Annotated in this window: 16 protein-coding genes; 9 read left to right on the top strand and 7 right to left on the bottom strand. The window is 68.2% G+C overall.

Going from position 1 to position 17,858, the window contains the following annotated elements; all coding sequences use genetic code 11:
* Positions 1-74: 74 nt before the first annotated feature.
* Positions 75-1,103, bottom strand: coding sequence for an aspartate-semialdehyde dehydrogenase (locus ASE72_RS17545; protein ID WP_056024692.1), 1,029 nt, complete (start codon positions 1,101-1,103; stop codon positions 75-77).
* A 196-nt stretch (positions 1,104-1,299) separates the two neighbouring features.
* Positions 1,300-3,636 (bottom strand): S9 family peptidase, encoded by a 2,337-nt coding sequence (locus tag ASE72_RS17540; protein WP_056024687.1) that lies wholly within the window; start codon positions 3,634-3,636, stop codon positions 1,300-1,302.
* Positions 3,637-3,898: 262 nt separating this feature from the next.
* Here ASE72_RS17540 and ASE72_RS17535 point away from each other — a divergent pair, with 262 nt between their 5' ends.
* The gene (locus ASE72_RS17535; protein WP_200916373.1) at positions 3,899-4,594 is read left to right on the top strand and encodes a DUF6975 family protein; all 696 of its coding nucleotides are present in this window, start codon (positions 3,899-3,901) and stop codon (positions 4,592-4,594) included.
* Positions 4,595-4,662: 68 nt separating this feature from the next.
* Here the strand turns inward: ASE72_RS17535 and bla are convergent, their stop codons facing one another.
* A complete protein-coding gene (gene bla, locus ASE72_RS17530) occupies positions 4,663-5,532 on the bottom strand; it encodes a class A beta-lactamase (protein ID WP_056024684.1) in 870 nt (289 codons plus the stop codon).
* Between the two features lie 124 nt (positions 5,533-5,656).
* Here bla and ASE72_RS17525 point away from each other — a divergent pair, with 124 nt between their 5' ends.
* From ASE72_RS17525 to ASE72_RS17505, 5 genes are all read left to right on the top strand, one after another.
* On the top strand, positions 5,657-6,511 hold the full coding sequence (locus ASE72_RS17525; protein ID WP_056024681.1) for an AAA family ATPase: 855 nt from the start codon (positions 5,657-5,659) through the stop codon (positions 6,509-6,511).
* A 67-nt stretch (positions 6,512-6,578) separates the two neighbouring features.
* Positions 6,579-8,048 carry a hypothetical protein gene (locus ASE72_RS17520; protein ID WP_056024677.1) on the top strand — a complete coding sequence of 490 codons (1,470 nt, stop codon included), beginning with the start codon at positions 6,579-6,581 and terminating at the stop codon, positions 8,046-8,048.
* 58 nt (positions 8,049-8,106) lie between these two features.
* Positions 8,107-8,652, top strand: coding sequence for a CHAP domain-containing protein (locus ASE72_RS17515; RefSeq protein WP_056024674.1), 546 nt, complete (start codon positions 8,107-8,109; stop codon positions 8,650-8,652).
* 63 nt (positions 8,653-8,715) lie between these two features.
* A complete protein-coding gene (locus tag ASE72_RS17510) occupies positions 8,716-9,894 on the top strand; it encodes a vWA domain-containing protein (RefSeq protein ID WP_056024671.1) in 1,179 nt (392 codons plus the stop codon).
* Positions 9,895-9,987: 93 nt separating this feature from the next.
* The gene (locus ASE72_RS17505; protein ID WP_156350625.1) at positions 9,988-10,290 is read left to right on the top strand and encodes a hypothetical protein; all 303 of its coding nucleotides are present in this window, start codon (positions 9,988-9,990) and stop codon (positions 10,288-10,290) included.
* A 91-nt stretch (positions 10,291-10,381) separates the two neighbouring features.
* On the opposite strand, the gene ASE72_RS17500 is transcribed toward ASE72_RS17505, so the two are convergent.
* The gene (locus ASE72_RS17500) at positions 10,382-11,521 is read right to left on the bottom strand and encodes an anhydro-N-acetylmuramic acid kinase (protein ID WP_082446258.1); all 1,140 of its coding nucleotides are present in this window, start codon (positions 11,519-11,521) and stop codon (positions 10,382-10,384) included.
* A gap of 212 nt (positions 11,522-11,733) precedes the next feature.
* Between ASE72_RS17500 and rimO the strand changes: the two genes are divergently transcribed.
* Entirely contained in the window at positions 11,734-13,062 is a 1,329-nt protein-coding gene (gene rimO, locus ASE72_RS17495; protein WP_056024661.1) for a 30S ribosomal protein S12 methylthiotransferase RimO, read from the top strand.
* Between the two features lie 40 nt (positions 13,063-13,102).
* On the opposite strand, the gene ASE72_RS20370 is transcribed toward rimO, so the two are convergent.
* The gene (locus ASE72_RS20370) at positions 13,103-13,249 is read right to left on the bottom strand and encodes a lmo0937 family membrane protein (protein WP_156350623.1); all 147 of its coding nucleotides are present in this window, start codon (positions 13,247-13,249) and stop codon (positions 13,103-13,105) included.
* A 163-nt stretch (positions 13,250-13,412) separates the two neighbouring features.
* Here ASE72_RS20370 and ASE72_RS17490 point away from each other — a divergent pair, with 163 nt between their 5' ends.
* Positions 13,413-14,807, top strand: a complete 1,395-nt coding sequence (locus ASE72_RS17490; RefSeq protein ID WP_056024848.1) for a serine hydrolase domain-containing protein — start codon at positions 13,413-13,415, stop codon at positions 14,805-14,807.
* A gap of 11 nt (positions 14,808-14,818) precedes the next feature.
* Complete coding sequence (locus tag ASE72_RS17485; protein ID WP_056024658.1) at positions 14,819-16,204, top strand: leucyl aminopeptidase family protein; 1,386 nt, start codon at positions 14,819-14,821, stop codon at positions 16,202-16,204.
* On the opposite strand, the gene ASE72_RS17480 is transcribed toward ASE72_RS17485, so the two are convergent.
* Together ASE72_RS17480 and tpiA are read right to left on the bottom strand one after the other, a co-directional pair.
* Positions 16,192-16,890, bottom strand: a complete 699-nt coding sequence (locus ASE72_RS17480; protein ID WP_056024655.1) for a hypothetical protein — start codon at positions 16,888-16,890, stop codon at positions 16,192-16,194. The two genes, ASE72_RS17485 and ASE72_RS17480, sit on opposite strands and share 13 nt — an antisense overlap.
* A 117-nt stretch (positions 16,891-17,007) precedes the next feature.
* A complete protein-coding gene (gene tpiA, locus ASE72_RS17475; RefSeq protein ID WP_056024652.1) occupies positions 17,008-17,754 on the bottom strand; it encodes a triose-phosphate isomerase in 747 nt (248 codons plus the stop codon).
* Positions 17,755-17,858 lie beyond the last annotated feature (104 nt).

The raw sequence follows: 17,858 nt of genomic DNA, 5'->3' as shown, positions 1-17,858 counted from the left end.
ACATCTATGGCACTGGGTCCCGGGTCGAGCCCGGGATGACGGGAGTGCGGCACAGCCTCCCCCAGATCAGTCCCTTACGCGTCCTTCTTCAGATGCCGTCGACCGAGCAGCTCGGCGATCTGCACCGCGTTCAGCGCCGCGCCCTTGCGCAGATTGTCCGACACGCACCACAGGTTGATCCCGTTCTCGACGGTCGAATCCTCGCGCACGCGGCTGATGAAGGTCGCGAACTCGCCGACGCATTCGATCGGCGTGATATAGCCGCCATCCTCGCGCTTATCGATCAGCATGACCCCGGGCGCCTCGCGCAGGATGTTCTGCGCCTCCTCGGCCGAGATCTCGTTCTCGAACTCGATGTTGATCGCTTCCGAATGGCCGACGAACACCGGCACGCGGACGCAGGTCGCGGTGACCTTGATCTTCGGGTCGAGGATCTTCTTGGTCTCGACCACCATCTTCCACTCTTCCTTGGTCGAGCCGTCGTCGAGGAAGCTGTCGATGTGCGGGATCACGTTGAACGCGATCTGCTTGGTGAACTTCTTGGCCTCGGCCGGGTCGCCGACGAAGATGTTGCGGCTCTGCTCGAACAGCTCGTCCATCCCCTGCTTGCCCGCCCCCGACACCGACTGATAGGTCGCGACGACGACGCGCGTGATCTTGGCGGCGTCATGCAGCGGCTTGAGCGCGACGACCATCTGCGCGGTCGAGCAGTTCGGGTTGGCGATGATGTTCCGCACCTTGTAGCCGTCGATCGCGTCGGCGTTCACTTCGGGCACGATCAGCGGCACGTCCGGATCCATCCGGTACAGCGACGAATTGTCGATCACGGTGCACCCTGCCGCGGCGAACTTCGGCGCATAGACCGCGGTTGCCTCAGACCCGATCGCGAACAGCGCCATGTCCCAGCCGCTGGGGTCGAAATTCTCGATATTCTGGCATTTGATCTGCTTGCCGGTGTCGCCATAGTCGACCATCTCGCCTTGGCTGCGCGACGATGCGACGCAGGCGATCTCGTCCGCGGGAAATTCGCGCTCCGCCAGGATGTTGAGCATTTCGCGCCCGACATTGCCGGTCGCCCCTGCGACCACGATCCGATAACCCATCACACTTCTCCGATTGTACCCGCCCCGCCGGGGTTTGCGCGCGTCCTTAAACGTCCCGAACGACGCCCGCCAGATAACTTTATTTCGTCTGTGGCAAGCCAACGCTCCCCGTCATCCTGACGAAAGTCAGGATCCAGGGCCACGAACGTCACCGCTCATGGCCCCGGATCCTGGGTCGAGCCCAGGATGACGGAGCTTACTGAACCGGCTTGTCCTTCACCGTCCGGTCGAGGAAGTTCAGGATCGTCCCCCAGACATGCTCGCTAATCCCCGGCCCCGCGACGCGGTGCGTATAGCCGGGGTAGAACATCATCTCGAACGGCGTCGCGGTCGCCTGCATCTTGGCGGCCACCTTGGTCGAATTGTCGAGGAACACATTGTCGTCCGCCATCCCGTGGATCAGCAGCAGCGGATCCTTGATCAAGGGTGCATCCTCGACCGCCGCCGACGTCGCATAGCTCGCCGGATCGGTCTTCGGATCGCCCAGATACCGCTCGGTATAATGCGTGTCGTAGAGCTGCCAGTCGGTGACCGGCGCGCCCGACACCGCGGCAGCATAGACCCCCGGCGTCTTCTCGAGCATCTTCAGCGACATGTACCCGCCGTACGACCAGCCATAGGTCGCGATCTTGCTCGGCTCGACGAACGGCAGCGTCTTCAGATACTCCGCCCCGCTCAGCTGGTCCTCGACCTCGACCGTCCCCATCGCGTGATAGATATGGTCCTCGAACTTCTTGCCGCGGTTGTACGAGCCGCGATTGTCGATCTGGAAGAAGATCCAGCCCTGATCGACGAGATATTGCGGGAGCGGCCCCTGCCAACCGCGCGTGACCTGCTGGCCGGTACCCGGACCGCCATAATGCTGGAAGAAGACGGGATATTTCTTCCCCGGCTCAAGCGGCGGGGTGATCATCTCGTAATAGAGCGTCGTGCCGTCCTTGGCCTTCAGCGTGCCGAACTTGGTCTGCTGGTGGCTCGCGGCATAGGGGTAATAGGGATGCCCCTCCTTGACCGCATTCTCGTTGATCCACGAGATCCGCTTGCCGGCCGCATCCGCCAGATAGACCTGCGTCGGCTGTGACGGGTTCGAGCGCGAGACGATGAACCGCGTTCCCGCAGCGTCCATCGTCGCGCTGTTCCACCAGCCGCGCTCGGTCAGCCTGGTGATCGCGTTCGGCTTGGCGACGTCGACCGAATAGAGCTGCTGCTCGAGCACGTCGTCCTTGTTGCCCGTGAAGAACAGCCGCCCCTTCGCCTGGTCGACACCGACCAGTTCGGTCACCACCCAGTCGCCCTTGGTCAGCTGCGTCCAGCGCCCCGCCGCAAACCGGTAGAGATGGCCATAGCCGCCGCGCTCCGACCGCCAGATCAGGCTGCCGTCGTTCAATACGCGGTACGCGTCGGACAGGTTGAGCCAGCTCTTCACCCCCGATTTCTCGGTGAACAGGATCGTCGACTTGCCCGTCGCGGGGTCGACGCGGAGCATCTCGAGCAGCTTCTGATCGCGGCTCTGGCGTTGCACCAGCAGCATCGTCCCGTCGGGCGTCCAGTCGACGCGCGCGAGATAGATGTCGGGGTTGGTCCCCAGATCGACCTTCACCTGCCCCGACCCGTCGGGCTTCATCACGTAAAGCTCGACGAGTGCGTTGGGCGTTCCCGCGGCGGGATAGCGCTGGTCATAGACCTTGGTCCCGGTCGCGCCGATCGACGCGCGCGTGAAGATCCGCACCGGCGCCTCGTCGAACCGCTCGACCGCGACATAGCGCTCGTCGGGCGACCACCAATAGCCCGTAAGGCGGTCCATTTCCTCTTGCGCGACAAATTCCGCCTCGCCGAAATGCACGGTGCCGCCGCCGCCCTTGGTGACCGCGCGCGCCTCGCCACCGCCGAGCGGCTGGACGACGAGATTCTGGTCGCGGACATAGGACACGAACCCGCCCTTGGGGCTGATCACCGGGTTCAGCTGCCCGCCGGGCTTGTCGGTCAGCCGGCGGACCTTGCCGTCGAGCGTCGCGATGTACAGGTCGCCGTCGAGCGGCACGAGGATCGACTTGCCGTCGGGCGCCCAGTCATAGGCGACGATGCCCTTCGACCCGGCGATCCGCGCCCGCTCGCGCTGCATCTTCTCGGCCTCGCTCAGCTCGGCGCCGCTGCCCACGCTCTTCGAATCGACCAGCATCCGCTCCTGCCCGGTCGCCGTATCCACCGCCCACAGGTCGAAGCGTTCCTTCTCGTCGGTCCGGTTGCGCAGCGACGTGAGCAAGCCGCCATCGGGCGACAGGCGAACCGCGCGTGGCTGGGGCCCCGACAGGTCGGGATTGGCGAACACGCGCGCCAGCGTGAGGTCGCCAGGTGCACCGACCGCCGGACCGCCCGCGTCGACGCCCGTCTCGCCAGTCTGGGTGGGGGTCTGCGCGGAAGCCTGCGCCGGGACCTGCGTGCCCGCCGGCGTACCCGTCTGCGGCGCGTCGTTAGCGGCCATGGCGGCGGATCCGACCGAAGCAAGTGCAAGCCCGAGCAACCATGTACGCATCCTGTAGTCTCCGAGGGAACAGCCGCGACGGACGGCCGGCAGCGTGCGCGTTATCGCGGTGCACCCCGCCGAGGTAAAGCCGGTTTCGCGCCGCCTGCCACGGGGTCCGCTGCGGGGTTGCCGGGGAGCCGGCGTCCCGTTGCACCCTCATGGTTACACGCTGGTTAACGCCGCATACACCTCGTCTTTACGCGCCCTGCTCCAAAGCATTGATACAGGACGGTGCGTATGGGGCGCATGCGGTTGGCACGACCGGGGCATCATGGATTTGACGACGGCATTCGACGGAAAGGGCGGCGACGCGAAGGGCAATGCCTGGACCGTCGTCGTGCGCCTCGGTGACGCCGATGGCAGCAGCGCGCATCCGCACCTCCGCCGGCTGCTCGCCGCGGTCGCCACCCCGCTCCCGGTTCCGCTCCAGCGCACGCTGTCCGATGCGGTCCACGCGATCTGCGACGTGCACGGCCGCTTCCCCGGAATGATCGAGGACGCGCTCGCGCACGCGCGGCAGCCCGAGGCGCTGCCCTGGATCGAAATCGCAGCGCGCAGCTTCGCCGCCGAGCGCACCTTCCTCGCGCAGCTCACCGCCGCGGTCGGCCCCGTGCCGTCGACGCCGGGCCAGGCCGAGACGGAGGCAGCACTCGCGGGGCTGCGTCATGCGCTCGGCATGCTGGGCGGATCGGGCCGTGCAGGCTGTGCGAGCGGGGCGATCGCGGCGCTGCTCTACGACTGGGTCGCGGTGCGCGGGGTCCTCGATGTCGCGGCGTCGCGGCTCGAGGTCGACGCGCCGGCACTCTCGATCCCGACCCCCGACGACTGCGCCGCGATCGTGCCGCGGCTCGGCACCGGCGCGGGTCGCGAGCGCGCGATCGCGTTCGGCGCGCAGCAATTCTACGCGCAGCACCGTGGCCTCTGGTCGCTGCTCGAAGCCCGCGCCAGCGCGCGCGGCGATATCTAGGCCGCTCCCCGCAGCGATATCTAGGCCGCTTCCCGCGGCGATCTCCAGGCCGCTCGCCGCGGCGATCGTCAGGCCAGCGTCGCCGCCACCGCGCGACCGATACCCGCAAACAAAGCCGCGAACTGCGCCTCGACCGGCGATCCCCCCCGCGTATAGACGCTGACCACGATCGGCACGCCCGGCCGCGGCCAGACCAGTGCGATGTCCCCCGCCGCATCGCGTCCGTTGTTGCCCGTCTTGTCGCCCACCGCCCAGCCATCCGGCAGACCCGCGCGCAGCCGGTTGTCCCCCGTCCGGCAGCCCTTCAGCCACGCCACCAGCGTCGCGCGCGACCCCGGCGACAGTACAGGACCCAGCGTCAGCGTTTCGAGGATTGTCGCCATCGACCGCGCCGTCGTCGTGCTGCGGATTCCGCCGGGCGGGGTCCGGTTCAGGACCGGCTCGACATCGTCCAGTCGCGTCACGTCGTCGCCCAGCGCGCGCCAGAACCGCGTCATGCCCGCGGGACCGCCAATCTCGCGGAGCAGGATATTGGCGCAGCTATTGTCGCTCTGCTCGACCACCGCGCGGCACATCTCGCCGACCGACATCGCCCCGCGCGCCAGGTTCGCGCGCGCGACCGGGGCATGCCAGTCCTGCATGTCCGCGGCGTCGAGCCTCAGCGGGTCCGCCAGCCGCGCACGACCGCGATCGACCCGCGCGAGAACGCACGCGGCGAGCGACGCCTTGAACGTGCTGCACATCACCATCCGTTCGTCGGGTCGCCACGCGATCGTCCGCCCCGTCGCGACGTTACGCGCATAGACGCCGACATGCCCGCCGGTCGCCGCTTCATACGCCGCGATCACCGCCGGCGCGCCGGGCCCGCGCGCCATCGCCGGCCCGGTCAGCGCTGCCGATAGCCCTGCGAGGAACGTCCGCCTGTCGAGCCTCTGCATCACGCCCTTTTCTCCTGACCACGCAGCCATAGCGGACTGTGGACCTGCGGCCCATACTGCGCCTTGCGCATCGCCCCCATCACCCTCTATCCATACCCGTAATTCGAATCTGACGGGAACTGGCATGAAGCGTTTCGAGGGCACCCAGAGCTATGTCGCCACCGATGATCTGAAGGTCGCGGTGAACGCCGCGGTCACCTTGCGGCGCCCGCTGCTGATCAAGGGCGAACCCGGCACCGGCAAGACCGTGCTCGCGTACGAGATCGCCAAGGCGCTCGGCGCGCCGCTGATCGAGTGGAACATCAAGTCGACCACCAAGGCGCAGCAGGGGCTGTACGAATATGATGCGGTCGCCCGCCTGCGCGACGGCCAGCTCGGCGACGAACGCGTCCACGACATCGGCAACTATATCCGCAAGGGCAAGCTCTGGGAGGCGTTCACGCAGCCCGCGCCGCCCGTCCTGCTGATCGACGAGATCGACAAGGCCGATATCGAGTTCCCCAACGACCTGTTGCAGGAACTCGATCGGATGGAGTTCCATGTCTACGAGACCAAGGAAACCGTCCGCGCGGTCGAGCGCCCGATCGTCATCATCACCAGCAACAACGAGAAGGAGCTGCCCGACGCGTTCCTGCGCCGCTGCTTCTTCCACTATATCAAGTTTCCCGATCGCGACACGATGCAGGCGATCGTCGATGTCCACTTCCCCGGTATCCAGCGGATGCTCGTCTCGCGCGCGATGGACCTGTTCTACGACGTCCGCGACGTCCCCGGGCTCAAGAAGAAGCCCTCGACCTCCGAACTGCTCGACTGGCTCAAGCTGCTCCTGCATGAGGACATGCCGCTCGAGACCCTGCAGAACCGCGATCCGACCAAGGCGATCCCGCCCCTCCACGGCGCGCTGCTCAAGAACGAGCAGGACGTGATGCTGTTCGAACGCCTCGCCTTCATGGCCCGGCGGCAGAAGAACCAGGGCTAGGCACGGGCGCGCCACGGGGGACGCCGAAGTCCGACTCACGCGCCTTTAACGAGTGCCGGCGCATAGCGTGGCGGTGCGCACGTCCGCCTCCCTTGCCGCCATCCCGTCAGCGGCGCGTCTGTCGCTCGCTGCGATCGTCGTGCTTGGCTTCGCGTTGCGGATCGTCTCCGCGCGGGGCGGACTGTGGATCGACGAGGCATGGTCCGCGGTGCTCGTCGACCGCGCGGAGTCACCGCTCGGCGTGTTCGTCGCGATCAACCACGACAACAACCATTATCTCAACAGCCTGTGGATGCTCGCGCTCGGCTTCGGCGCCGACCCGCTGGCGCTGCGCAGCCTCTCGATCGCCACGGGAACGCTCACGATCCTCGTCGCCGCCGCGATCGGCGCCCGCCGGTCGACGCGGCATGCCCTGGTCACCGCGCTGCTGTTCGCGACCTCACCGATCCTCGTCAATTACGGCAGCGAAGCGCGCGGCTATGCGCCGATGCTGCTGGCGGCGACCACGTCGATCCTCGTCGTCGGACGTTGGCTCGAGACGCGCGCGCCGACGCGCCCCGTCGCCTGGACGCTCGGCGCGCTCACGCTCGTCGGCCTTCTCGCGCAACTCACGATGCTCTTCGTCACCGTCGCGATCGGCGCATGGATCGCGCTGACGCTCCGCCAGAAATCCTCGACGCGCGCGGCTGCTATCGCGACGGTGCGCGTGATGGCGCCCAGCATCGTCGCGGTCCTGCTCGTCTTCGGGCTGCTGCTGGGCGCCGCCGCGGCGAGCGCGACCGGACTCCAGGTCGGCGACTATTGCCCGTTCGCATTCTCGAGCCTGTTCGCTGCGATCGGTGTCATGATCGCCACGACGATCGGTGCGACCGCGCTCCCGGGCTGGGCGATCGCGGCGGTCGCGCTCGTCGTTCTGGGCGCAGTCTGGCACGCGCTGCGCCGGGATCGCCCGATGGCCTGGTTCCACGCGGCCGCGATCCTCGGCCTCCCGACCGGCTTCATCCTGCTGCACGTCGCCAATAGCGGGATCCCGCGCTATTTCCTGCTGTCGAGCATCGCCCTCCTCCTGCTCGTCGGCGACGCGATCGCCGACCTGTTCGCGCGCGGATCCGCCAAGCGGATCGGTGGCACGGTGCTGCTCGTCATGCTGACGCTCGGCAGCCTCCAGTCGGTCCGCACCGAAGCCGCGCGCCGCCGCGGCGACATCGATGCCGCGGTCATCCGGATGCGTGCCGAGGCACCAGCGGGTACGACCGTCCATGTCGACCATCTGCGCTCGGTCGCCGCGTTGCGCGTCGCGGCCGCCACGCATCGCTATCGTCTCGCCATCACCGACGACTGCAGGCCCGCGCGCTTTGCGCTGGTCGACCTCGAGACCGGCGCGCCCGCCGAATCGAACGTGAGGCGGTGCGCGCGCCGCTATGCCCGCCGGCTCGCGCGCCGCGGCGGCATGCTGTCGCCGACCGACTGGGCGTTGTACGACTTGGCTATGCCACGCTTCGTCGAACATCATCGACATCAACGAGGGTCATGGTGAATAGCGTTAACCTTGTGCGGCAACGTGCTGGTCATGTCCTCGCCATTAGGGTCCGCGCATGTATCGCTTTCCCCGACTTCTCCTCGCCGCAGCGATAGCGGTCGGCACCGGGTCCGCCGCAGGCGCGTCGCTGCTCGATTATGTCGGCCAGTGCGTTCCCTTCGCGCGTGCCGCGTCTGGGATCGAGATATATGGCGACGCCTGGACCTGGTGGCGCCAGGCGGACGGCCGCTACCAGCGGACGCACGCGCCCAAGGTCGGCTCGGTCATCGTCTTCGCCAAGACCGGCCGGTTGCCGATGGGCCATGTCGCGGTCATCAGCCGCGTCGTCGAGAAGCGTGTCGTGATGCTCACCCACGCCAACTGGTCGCGCCAGAACGGCGAGCGCGGTCACGCCGAACAGGACGTGACGCTGTTCGACGTATCCCCGCATAACGACTGGAGCCGGGTGAAGGTCTGGTACAAGGACGTCGACGGTCTCGGCGGCGGGATCTACCCCGTCTACGGCTTCATCCACGGCGATGCGCGCCCCGCGGCCGAACTGACCAGCCGCAATCCCGATTATGTCGGCGCGTTGATCGACGCCTACGTCCCGGGCAGCTGACGCCGCATACCCGATACTCGATTCCGCCTCGACTTCGGGCGACGGGATCGGCAGGGTGCAACGATGTTCCTGAACTTTCTCGACGAACTGCGCAGCGCGGGCATCGCCGCCAGCCTTAAGGAGCATCTACTCCTGCTCGAGGCGCTCGACGCCGAGGTGATCGAGCGGACGCCCGAGGAGTTCTACTATCTCTCGCGCGCGGTCTACGTGAAGGACGAGGGGCTGCTCGACCGCTTCGACCAGGTCTTCGCCAAGGTCTTTCGCGGGCTCGCGACGAGCTATGGCACCACGCCGACCGACATCCCCGAGGACTGGCTGAAGGCGGTCGCCGAGAAATTCCTCACCCCCGAAGAAATGGCCGCGATCGAGTCGCTCGGGTCGTGGGACGAGATCATGGAGACGCTCAAGACGCGGCTCGAGGAACAGCAGGGCCGGCATCAGGGCGGCAACAAATGGGTCGGCACTGGCGGCACGTCGCCGTACGGCAATGGCGGGTACAACCCCGAAGGCGTCCGTATCGGCGGCGAGAGTCGCCACAAGCGCGCGCTCAAGGTCTGGGACCAGCGCGAGTTCCGCAACCTCGACAACACGCGCGAACTCGGCACGCGCAACATCAAGATCGCGCTGCGCCGCCTGCGCCGGTTCGCGCGCGACGGCGCCGCGGACGAGCTCGACATCGACGGCACGATCGCCGGCACCGCGCGACAGGGCTATCTCGACATCGTCATGCGCGCCGAACGCCGCAATGCGATCAAGATGCTGCTGTTCCTCGACGTCGGCGGCTCGATGGACCCTTTCGTCAAGCTCTGCGAGGAACTCTTCTCCGCCGCGACGACCGAGTTCAAGAACCTCGAATTCTATTATTTCCACAATTGCCCGTACGAGGGCGTGTGGAAGGACAATACGCGCCGCTTCGCCGAGCGGACCCCCCTGTGGGACGTGCTCCACAAGTTCGGCCACGACTACAAGCTCGTGCTCGTCGGCGACGCGTCGATGAGCCCGTACGAGATCACCCACCCCGGCGGCTCGGTCGAGCATTTCAACGAGGAGCCCGGCGCCGTGTGGATGCAGCGCCTGACAACGACCTATCCATCCGCGGCATGGCTCAATCCCGTGCCCGAGGCGCAATGGGGATATTCGCAGTCGGTCCGCATCATCCGCGAGCTGATGACCGACCGCATGTACCCGCTGACGCTCGCCGGGCTCGACGACGCGATGCGCGAACTGACGCGCAAACGCTGAGCCGCGCCGGTCGCTCGCCGGCTTGATGACCGTAACGGAACCGTGACGGACCCGGTCTGTTTAACCCGCATCATCCCTGTGCGAGGAATATTTATGTCGTCTATCCCGAACTCCGCCATGCCGCATGCCAAGGTCAAGCATGACGACGACGTCGCACCGCCCGCCAAGGGCGACTGGATGGACGACGCGACCGATGCGGCAAAGGCCGGCATCGTTACTGCGACCGACGCGGTGAAGTCGCACCCCAAGACCGCGATCGCCGTCGGCGCGACGCTGGTCGCCGGGATCGCCGCCGCGATCGCTGCGCCCGCGCTGCTGTCGAAGGATGCGCCGGAAAAGAAGACCCCGCCAAAGCCGGCCCCGAAGAAGCCCGCCAAGCCGAAGAAGTCGCACTGATACGCGCGTCCGGCCCCCCGGCCGGACCAACCGTCGCACCACCCCGGAATCCGGGGTGGTCGCGCCGTGACATCCGAAACACCCGCGACGTTCAGACCCGGTCGACCACCCCGCCGGTCATTGCCACGGGCACCCCCGTCGTCCCTGGAAAGCTGATCGGCAACCCCTTGAGCGTCCGCACCGCCATATAGGCGAAGCCCTCCGCCTCCAGCGCATCGCCGTTCCACCCGAGCGTATCGGTCGCCTCGACGACCAGCCCGGTCGCGGTCGCGATCATCCCCAGCATCGTCGGATTATGACGCCCGCCACCCGCGACCAGCAGCCGCTTCGGCCGCGCGGGCAGATGCCGTACCGCGTCCGCGACCGTTGCTGCGGTGAACGCCGTCAGCGTCGCCGCGCCATCCGCCGCCGACAGCCCGCGCGCGGGCTGGATCGCGAAATCGTTGCGATCGAGCGACTTGGGCGGGGGTGCATCGAAGAACGGGTGATCGAGCATCGCCGTCAGCACCGTCTCGTCGACACGCCCCGCCGCCGCGAGCGCGCCGCCCGCGTCATAGCGTGCGCCCGTTTCCGCTTCGACCCAGCTGTCGATCAGGCCGTTCGCCGGCCCCGTGTCGAACGCGACCAGCCCGTCGCCCGCAACCGACCCGGTGGCGCGTTCGGGCGACATCTCGCGCGAATCGTGCGCGTCGCCGGGAATGAAGGTGATGTTGCCGACCCCGCCGAGGTTCAGCACCGCGACGGGTCCGTCGAGCGCCGCCGCCAGCGCCGCATGATACACCGGCAGCAACGGCGCGCCCTGCCCGCCCGCCGCGACATCCGCCGACCGGAAATCGGACACCGTCGTGATCCCCGTCGCACGCGCCATCGCCGCACCGTCGCCGATCTGCCAGGTCCAGCCGCGATCGGGGCGATGCGCGATCGTCTGCCCGTGAAACCCGATCACGTCGATCTCGGCGGCGGCAACGCCCGCATCGGCGAGCAGCTTGTGAACCGCAAAGACATGCGCGCGCGTGATCAGGTCGCCCGCCGCGACGATCGGCGGGCTCGCGCGCGGCCGCTCGAAGGTCAGCGCCATCCGCGTCGCCTCGGCGAGCTGCGCGCGCGCGGCATCCGAATAGGGTTCGCCGCGAAACGCGATCGCGCGCACCCGCTGCTCGCCATCGGTCTCGATCAGCGCCGCATCGATGCCGTCGAGCGACGTTCCCGACATCAGTCCAATAGCCAGCATGCCCAACCCCCTTCGCGCGAGGCCCAGCCGGCGCGCATCCCCTCCCATGCCGCCGCACCCGATCGAAGTCGAGCAACGCGGCCGTGGAATGCGGCAGGCGCCCCCGTTTCCGCGCCTGCATCGCGGCGCCGCCGCCGCGTGACCCGTCCGCGCACGGCCTTTTCGCAGCTGCCTAGAAAAAACCGAACTTTGCGCCTATGTGCGCGGCTCCCATGGCAACCATACTCCCCACTCCGCCCAAGATCGGCATGGTCTCGCTCGGCTGTCCGAAGAATCTCGTCGACAGCGAGCGGATCCTCACGCAGCTGCGCGGCGACGGCTATCAGATGTCGCCCGACTATGCCGGCGCCGACGTCGTGCTCGTCAACACCTGCGGATTTCTCGACTCGGCGAAGGAGGAAAGCCTCGAGGCGATCGGCGAAGCCATCGCCGAAAATGGCCGCGTCATCGTCACCGGGTGCATGGGCAAGGAAGCCGACGCGATCCGCGCGCGCTTCCCGCAGGTGCTCGCGATCACCGGCGCGCATGAATATGAGCAGGTCGTCGGCGCGGTGCACGAGGCCGCCCCGATGCCGGCCTCGGCGTTCCTCAACCTGATCCCCGACGCCGGGCTCAAGCTGACCCCGCGGCACTACAGCTATCTGAAGATCTCGGAGGGCTGCAATCACCGTTGCTCCTTCTGCATCATCCCATCGTTGCGCGGCGATCTCGTCAGCCGGCGCCCCGACGCGATCCTGCGCGAAGCCGAAAAGCTCGTAGCCGCGGGCACGAAGGAGCTGCTCGTCATCAGCCAGGACACGTCGGCGTACGGCGTCGACCTGCGCCACTCGGTGTGGCCGCTCAAGGGCGGTGGCGAGGTCCGCGCGCATATGACCGATCTCGCGCGCGAGCTCGGCAAGATCGCGCCGTGGGTGCGGCTGCACTACGTCTATCCCTATCCACATGTCGACCACGTCATCCCGCTGATGGCGGAGGGCCTTGTGCTGCCCTATCTCGACATTCCGTTCCAGCACGCCGCGCCCTCGGTGCTGCGCCGGATGAAGCGTCCGGGCAACGACGCCAAGGTGCTCCAGCGCATCCACAAATGGCGTGAGATCGCCCCCGACATCACGATCCGCTCGACCTTCGTCGTCGGCTTCCCCGGCGAGACCGAGGAGGATTTCCAGTATCTGCTCGACTGGCTCGACGAGGCGCAGCTCGACCGCGTCGGCGCATTCCGGTTCGAACCCGTCGAGGGCGCCGCGGCCAACGCCTTGCCCGACCACGTGCCCGAAGAGCTCAAGGAAGAGCGGTACGCCCGAATCATGGAGAAGACCGCGGCCATCTCGGCGGCCAAGCTGCAGGCCAAGATCGGTCGCACGCTCGATGTGATCATCGACGTCGTCGACGATGAAGGCGCGACCGGCCGTTCACAGGCGGATGCGCCCGAGATCGACGGCGAGGTCTTCCTGCGCGACGCCGGCCACCTCACCGTCGGCGACATCGTGCCGGTGACGATCGAGGATGCCGACGACCACGATCTGTACGGCGTCCCTGCCTGACGCGCTGGTCTCCCCCGCAGAAGCGGGGGAGACCGGGACTTCAGACGACGTTGCGACCGGTAAACAGCTTCACCAGCACGACGACGACCGCGATCACCAACAGGATGTGGATGAGCCCGCCCGCGACGTGGAAGGCGAATCCGGCCAACCAGAGGATCAGCAGGATGACGGCGATGGTATACAGCATGAGTTCGTCCCCTCGGTAATGACAGGCTTGCGGCCCTATATCGAAACGCCGCTGTAACGACCCCTGTTCCGGCGTCTTGCCGGCTATCGCCTAACCCCCTCAACCGTCACGTGATTAATATCACGGCGTTGCGCGGATGATCCGGTTCTGCTTCGTTGCGCACATGCTGACCCGTCTTCTCGCCGTCGCGGCGCTCGCGTTGCCGATCCCCGCCCTCGCCCAGTCGCTCACCCCCGACGAGACCACCCGGATCGACACGCTCGTCACCGGCGCGCTCGCCGATACGGGCGTGCCGTCGGCCTCGATCGCGGTGGTGCGCGGCGGCCGCGTCGTCTTCACCAGGGCGTATGGCAAGCCGTCCGAGACGATCCGGACCGCCGATCCGGCCCTCCCCTATCAGATCGCGTCGATCTCGAAGCAGTTTACCGCCGCCGCGATCCTGCTGCTCGAGGACGAGGGCAAGCTCAAGCTCGACGACACCGTCGCGACCTACGTCCCCGGGATCACCGGTGGCGACCGCTTCACGATCCGGCAGCTCCTCAGCCATACCGCGGGGCTGCAGGATTACTGGCCACAGGATTACAGCTTCGCCGCGATGGCGCATCCGGTCACGCCGCAGCAGATCGTCGATCGCTGGGCGAAGAAACCACTCGATTTCGCGCCGGGCACGCAGTGGCAATATTCGAACACCGGCTATGTCGTCGCGGGGATGATCGTCGAGAAGGTCGCAGGCGTGCCGCTGCTCGCGTTCCTCCAGCAGCGCATCTTCAAGCCGCTCGACATCCGCGCGCTCGATCAGGACAAGGCGATCGGCAAGCGCTTTCCGCAAGGCTATGGCCGGTTCGCGCTCGGCCCCGTGCGCGCCGAGACGCCCAGCGCGCCCGGCTGGCTCTACGCCGCGGGCGAGCTTTCGATGAGCGCGGGCGACCTCGCCAAATGGGACGTCGCCCGGCTCGCGCGCACCACGCTGCCCGCGGACGACTGGGCGGCGCAGGAAACCCCCGTCAAGCTCGCGGACGGTTCGACCAACGGTTATGGCCTCGGCGTCTCGACCGGCACCGCGAACGGCCGTCGCTATGTCGAGCATAGCGGCGAGGCGGTCGGTTTCCTGTCCGAGAACATCGTCTATCCCGACGACAAGGCGGCGATCGTCGTGCTCACCAACAGCTGGTTCAGCGACGCGGTCAGCCGCATCTCGACGGGGATCGCCCGGATCATCCTCCCGCCCCCCGCGGCGAGCGCGGAGGACGCCGCCGCGCTGCCCCGCGCCCGCGCGGTCTACGACCAGCTCCGCGCCGGCACGCTCGATCGCGGTCGCCTGACCGAAGACGCCAATTTCTATTTCAAGCCGGTCGCGCTCGCGGACTACAAGGCGAGCCTCGGCGCGCTTGGCGAACCGACCGGTTTTGCACAAACCGGCCGCGCCCGCTTGCGCGGCGGCTTCGTCAACCGCACCTACCGGATCACCTATCCCGACCGCACGCTCTCGCTCAGCACCTATGCCGAGCCCGGCGCGGCCGGCCGGTACGAACAATTTCTCGTGGCCCCCTCTCAGTAACTGGCACGCAAATGACAGATTTTGCTTCCCTGCTTCACCCCGACCGCGGCCAGCCCGCCACGCCGATCCACGTCGTCCGCCCCGAAGCCTTCGCGACGTGGCGCGCCGCGCAGACGCCGCGCATGCGGACCGCGGTCGCGGCGCACGGCCTGACCGGCAAGCCCGGCGACCGCGCGGTGCTGCCGGGCGATGCCGCGGACGACTGGTCGATGCTGCTGGTATGTGACGAGGCGACGGCATCGCCGTGGCGGATCGCCTCGCTCGGGGGCTCGCTCCCCGCGGGCACCTACCGTATCGCAGACGGCGCGGTCGGCGCCGCCGGGCTCGGCTGGATGCTCGCGCAGCATGTCTTCGATCGTTATCGCAAGCTTCCCGCAAAGGGCGCGCGCGTCCTCCTGACCACCGACGCGGCATCGATCGACGCGACCGTCCGCCTCGCCGAGGCGACCGCGCTGGTCCGCGACCTCGTCAACACCGGCGCATCCGACCTCGGTCCCGCCGAACTCGAGGCCGAAGCCGAGGCACTCGCGGCGCGCCACGGGGCGACCGTCACGACGACGCGCGGCGATGCGCTCGCGACGGGCTATCCGATGATCCACGCGGTCGGCCAGGCCGCGTCGAAGGATCGCGCACCGCGGCTGATCGAGCTCGAATGGGGCGACCCCGCGCATCCGCGCGTCGCGCTCGTCGGCAAGGGCGTCTGCTTCGACTCGGGCGGGCTCGACATCAAGCCCTCGGCAGGCATGCGGCTGATGAAGAAGGACATGGGCGGCGCCGCGCACACGCTCGCGCTCGCAGCCCTCGTGATGGGCGCGCGGCTTCCCGTCCGCCTCCATCTGCTGATCCCCGCGGTCGAGAACGCGATTGCGGGCAACGCCTTCCGCCCCGGCGACGTGCTCGACACGCGACAGGGCCTGACCGTCGAGAACACCAACACCGATGCCGAGGGACGGCTCGTGCTCGGCGATGCGCTGACCCGCGCGGTCGAGGGCAAGCCCGACCTCATCCTCGATTTCGCGACGCTTACCGGCGCGGCGCGCGTCGCGCTGGGCCCCGACCTGCCGCCGCTGTTCACCGACGACGAGACGCTCGCCGCGGACCTGATCGCCGCGAGCCACGCGCAGGCCGACCCGGTCTGGCGGATGCCGCTCTGGAACGCGTATGACGACATGCTCAAGTCGGACGTCGCCGACCTCGTCAACGCGCCCGATGGCGGGTTTGCGGGCGCGATCACCGCGGCGCTGTTCCTGCGCCGGTTCGTGCCCTCGGGGATCGCCTGGGCGCATCTCGACGTCTTCGCCTGGCGCCCGGTCGGCAAACCCGGGCGGCCCAAGGGTGGCGAGGCCTATGCGCTCAGGGCCGCCTTCACGATGCTCGCGCGCCGCTACCCGCGCTGATCGGCGATCTGCCCGAACGGCAGCAGCCGGTCCGCGAGCGCCTGGACCTGCTGCGCATCGCCCGCCTTCAGCGGCACCATCACCGCGACCGCCGCCCGGCGCACGATCATGTCGACCGCGGTCGGGGCGGGCGCGCGGCTCGCCATCTCGACGAGCTCGCGCCCCCGCCGGTCCTCGGGATCGAGCTCGAGCCGCAGCAATCCGGCAAGCCCCGCGAACATCGCGCGATTGCCCCCGAGCGCGACCGACCGGTCGAGCGCCGCATAGCCGACCGCCTTCTGCGCGCCCGCCGCCGCGCGTCCGACGAACCGCCCGAGCTTGGCGATCACGCCGACATGCCATGCCCCCAGCGCCGCCTGCGCCTCCGCATTGCGCGGGTACCGCAGCACGAGCGCCTCATATTGCTTGCGCGCACCGATCGCCTGCCCGCGATTGCCGAGCAGCTTGGCGCGATAGCCATTGGCCAGCGCCTGGACGATCGCCGCATCCTGATCCTGCGGTGACGCGCGCAGCGCCTGCCCCGCGACTGCCGCGGCGCGGTCGATCCGCGCCAGCGCCACGCTGCGGTCGCGATCGACGAACCCCGCCTGCGTCAGCAGCTCGCGCGGCGTCTCCGCGCACGCCGGGGTCGCGGCGATCGCCGCGCCCACAGCGACGGCGATCCACGCCGAATTCGATCCTGCCACAGAACCTCCCCCCGAATCATCGCGCCGCCGCCCCAGGACCGGCCGGCACGACTCGTCGCGCCGACCTCGGGTCAGTTCATGGACTATCCTGCATTTACCGTGAGTTGATGCAAGTAATCAGCAGCGGGCGGCGGCCTCGACGATCGGCACGAACTTGTCCGCCGTCAGGCTCGCGCCGCCGACCAGCGCACCATCGACGTTCGCGGTCGACAGGATCGCCTCGGCATTCGCGCCGGTCACCGACCCGCCATACAGGATGCGGACGCCCGCCGCCGCATCGCCGATCAGCATGCGCAGCTTGGCGCGCGCGATCGCATGGATCGCGGCGATCTCGTCGAGCGTCGGCGTCCGCCCGGTGCCGATCGCCCAGCGCGGTTCGTAGGCGAGCGTGAACCAGCTGCCATCGGCATTGTCGGGCACCGACTTCTCGATCTGGGCCTGGACGACGCGTTCGGCGCGATCCGCATTGCGCTCGGCCTCGGTCTCGCCGCAGCACAGGATCACGCGCAGCCCCTGACGATGCGCCGACGCCGCCTTCGCCCAGGCATCGTGGCTCGTCTCGTGCTGATCGGCGCGGCGTTCCGAATGGCCGACGATCGTGAACCGCGCGCCCGCCTCGAGCACCATCGCCGCCGATACGCAGCCGGTATGCGCGCCCGACTCGGCCTCGTGCACGTCCTCCGCACCGATCGAGAGCGCCGGGACGCGCTCCGCCGCCGCGGCGATCAGCGTGAAGGGCACCGCGATCTCGACATCCACCTCGGGTGCGGCCGCCGCCGCCGCCGCGATCGCATCGAGCTCGGCCAGCGCCGCTCTCGACCCGTTCATCTTCCAGTTTCCCGCTACCAGCTTGCGCCGCATCATGCTCTCCAGACAGTCGTTTGTTCCCGGATAGCGCGAGGGGCGCGCCGCACAAGCTTGAAGCGCGAAGAGGCAGACCGTAAAGCGGGACCGATTCAGTCCCTGTC

It is taken from the genome of Sphingomonas sp. Leaf20 (assembly GCF_001421535.1).
Classification (GTDB): domain Bacteria; phylum Pseudomonadota; class Alphaproteobacteria; order Sphingomonadales; family Sphingomonadaceae; genus Sphingomonas.
The sequence above is the reverse complement of the archived record's forward strand: the minus strand, read 5'-3'. Positions and strand labels throughout refer to the sequence as shown.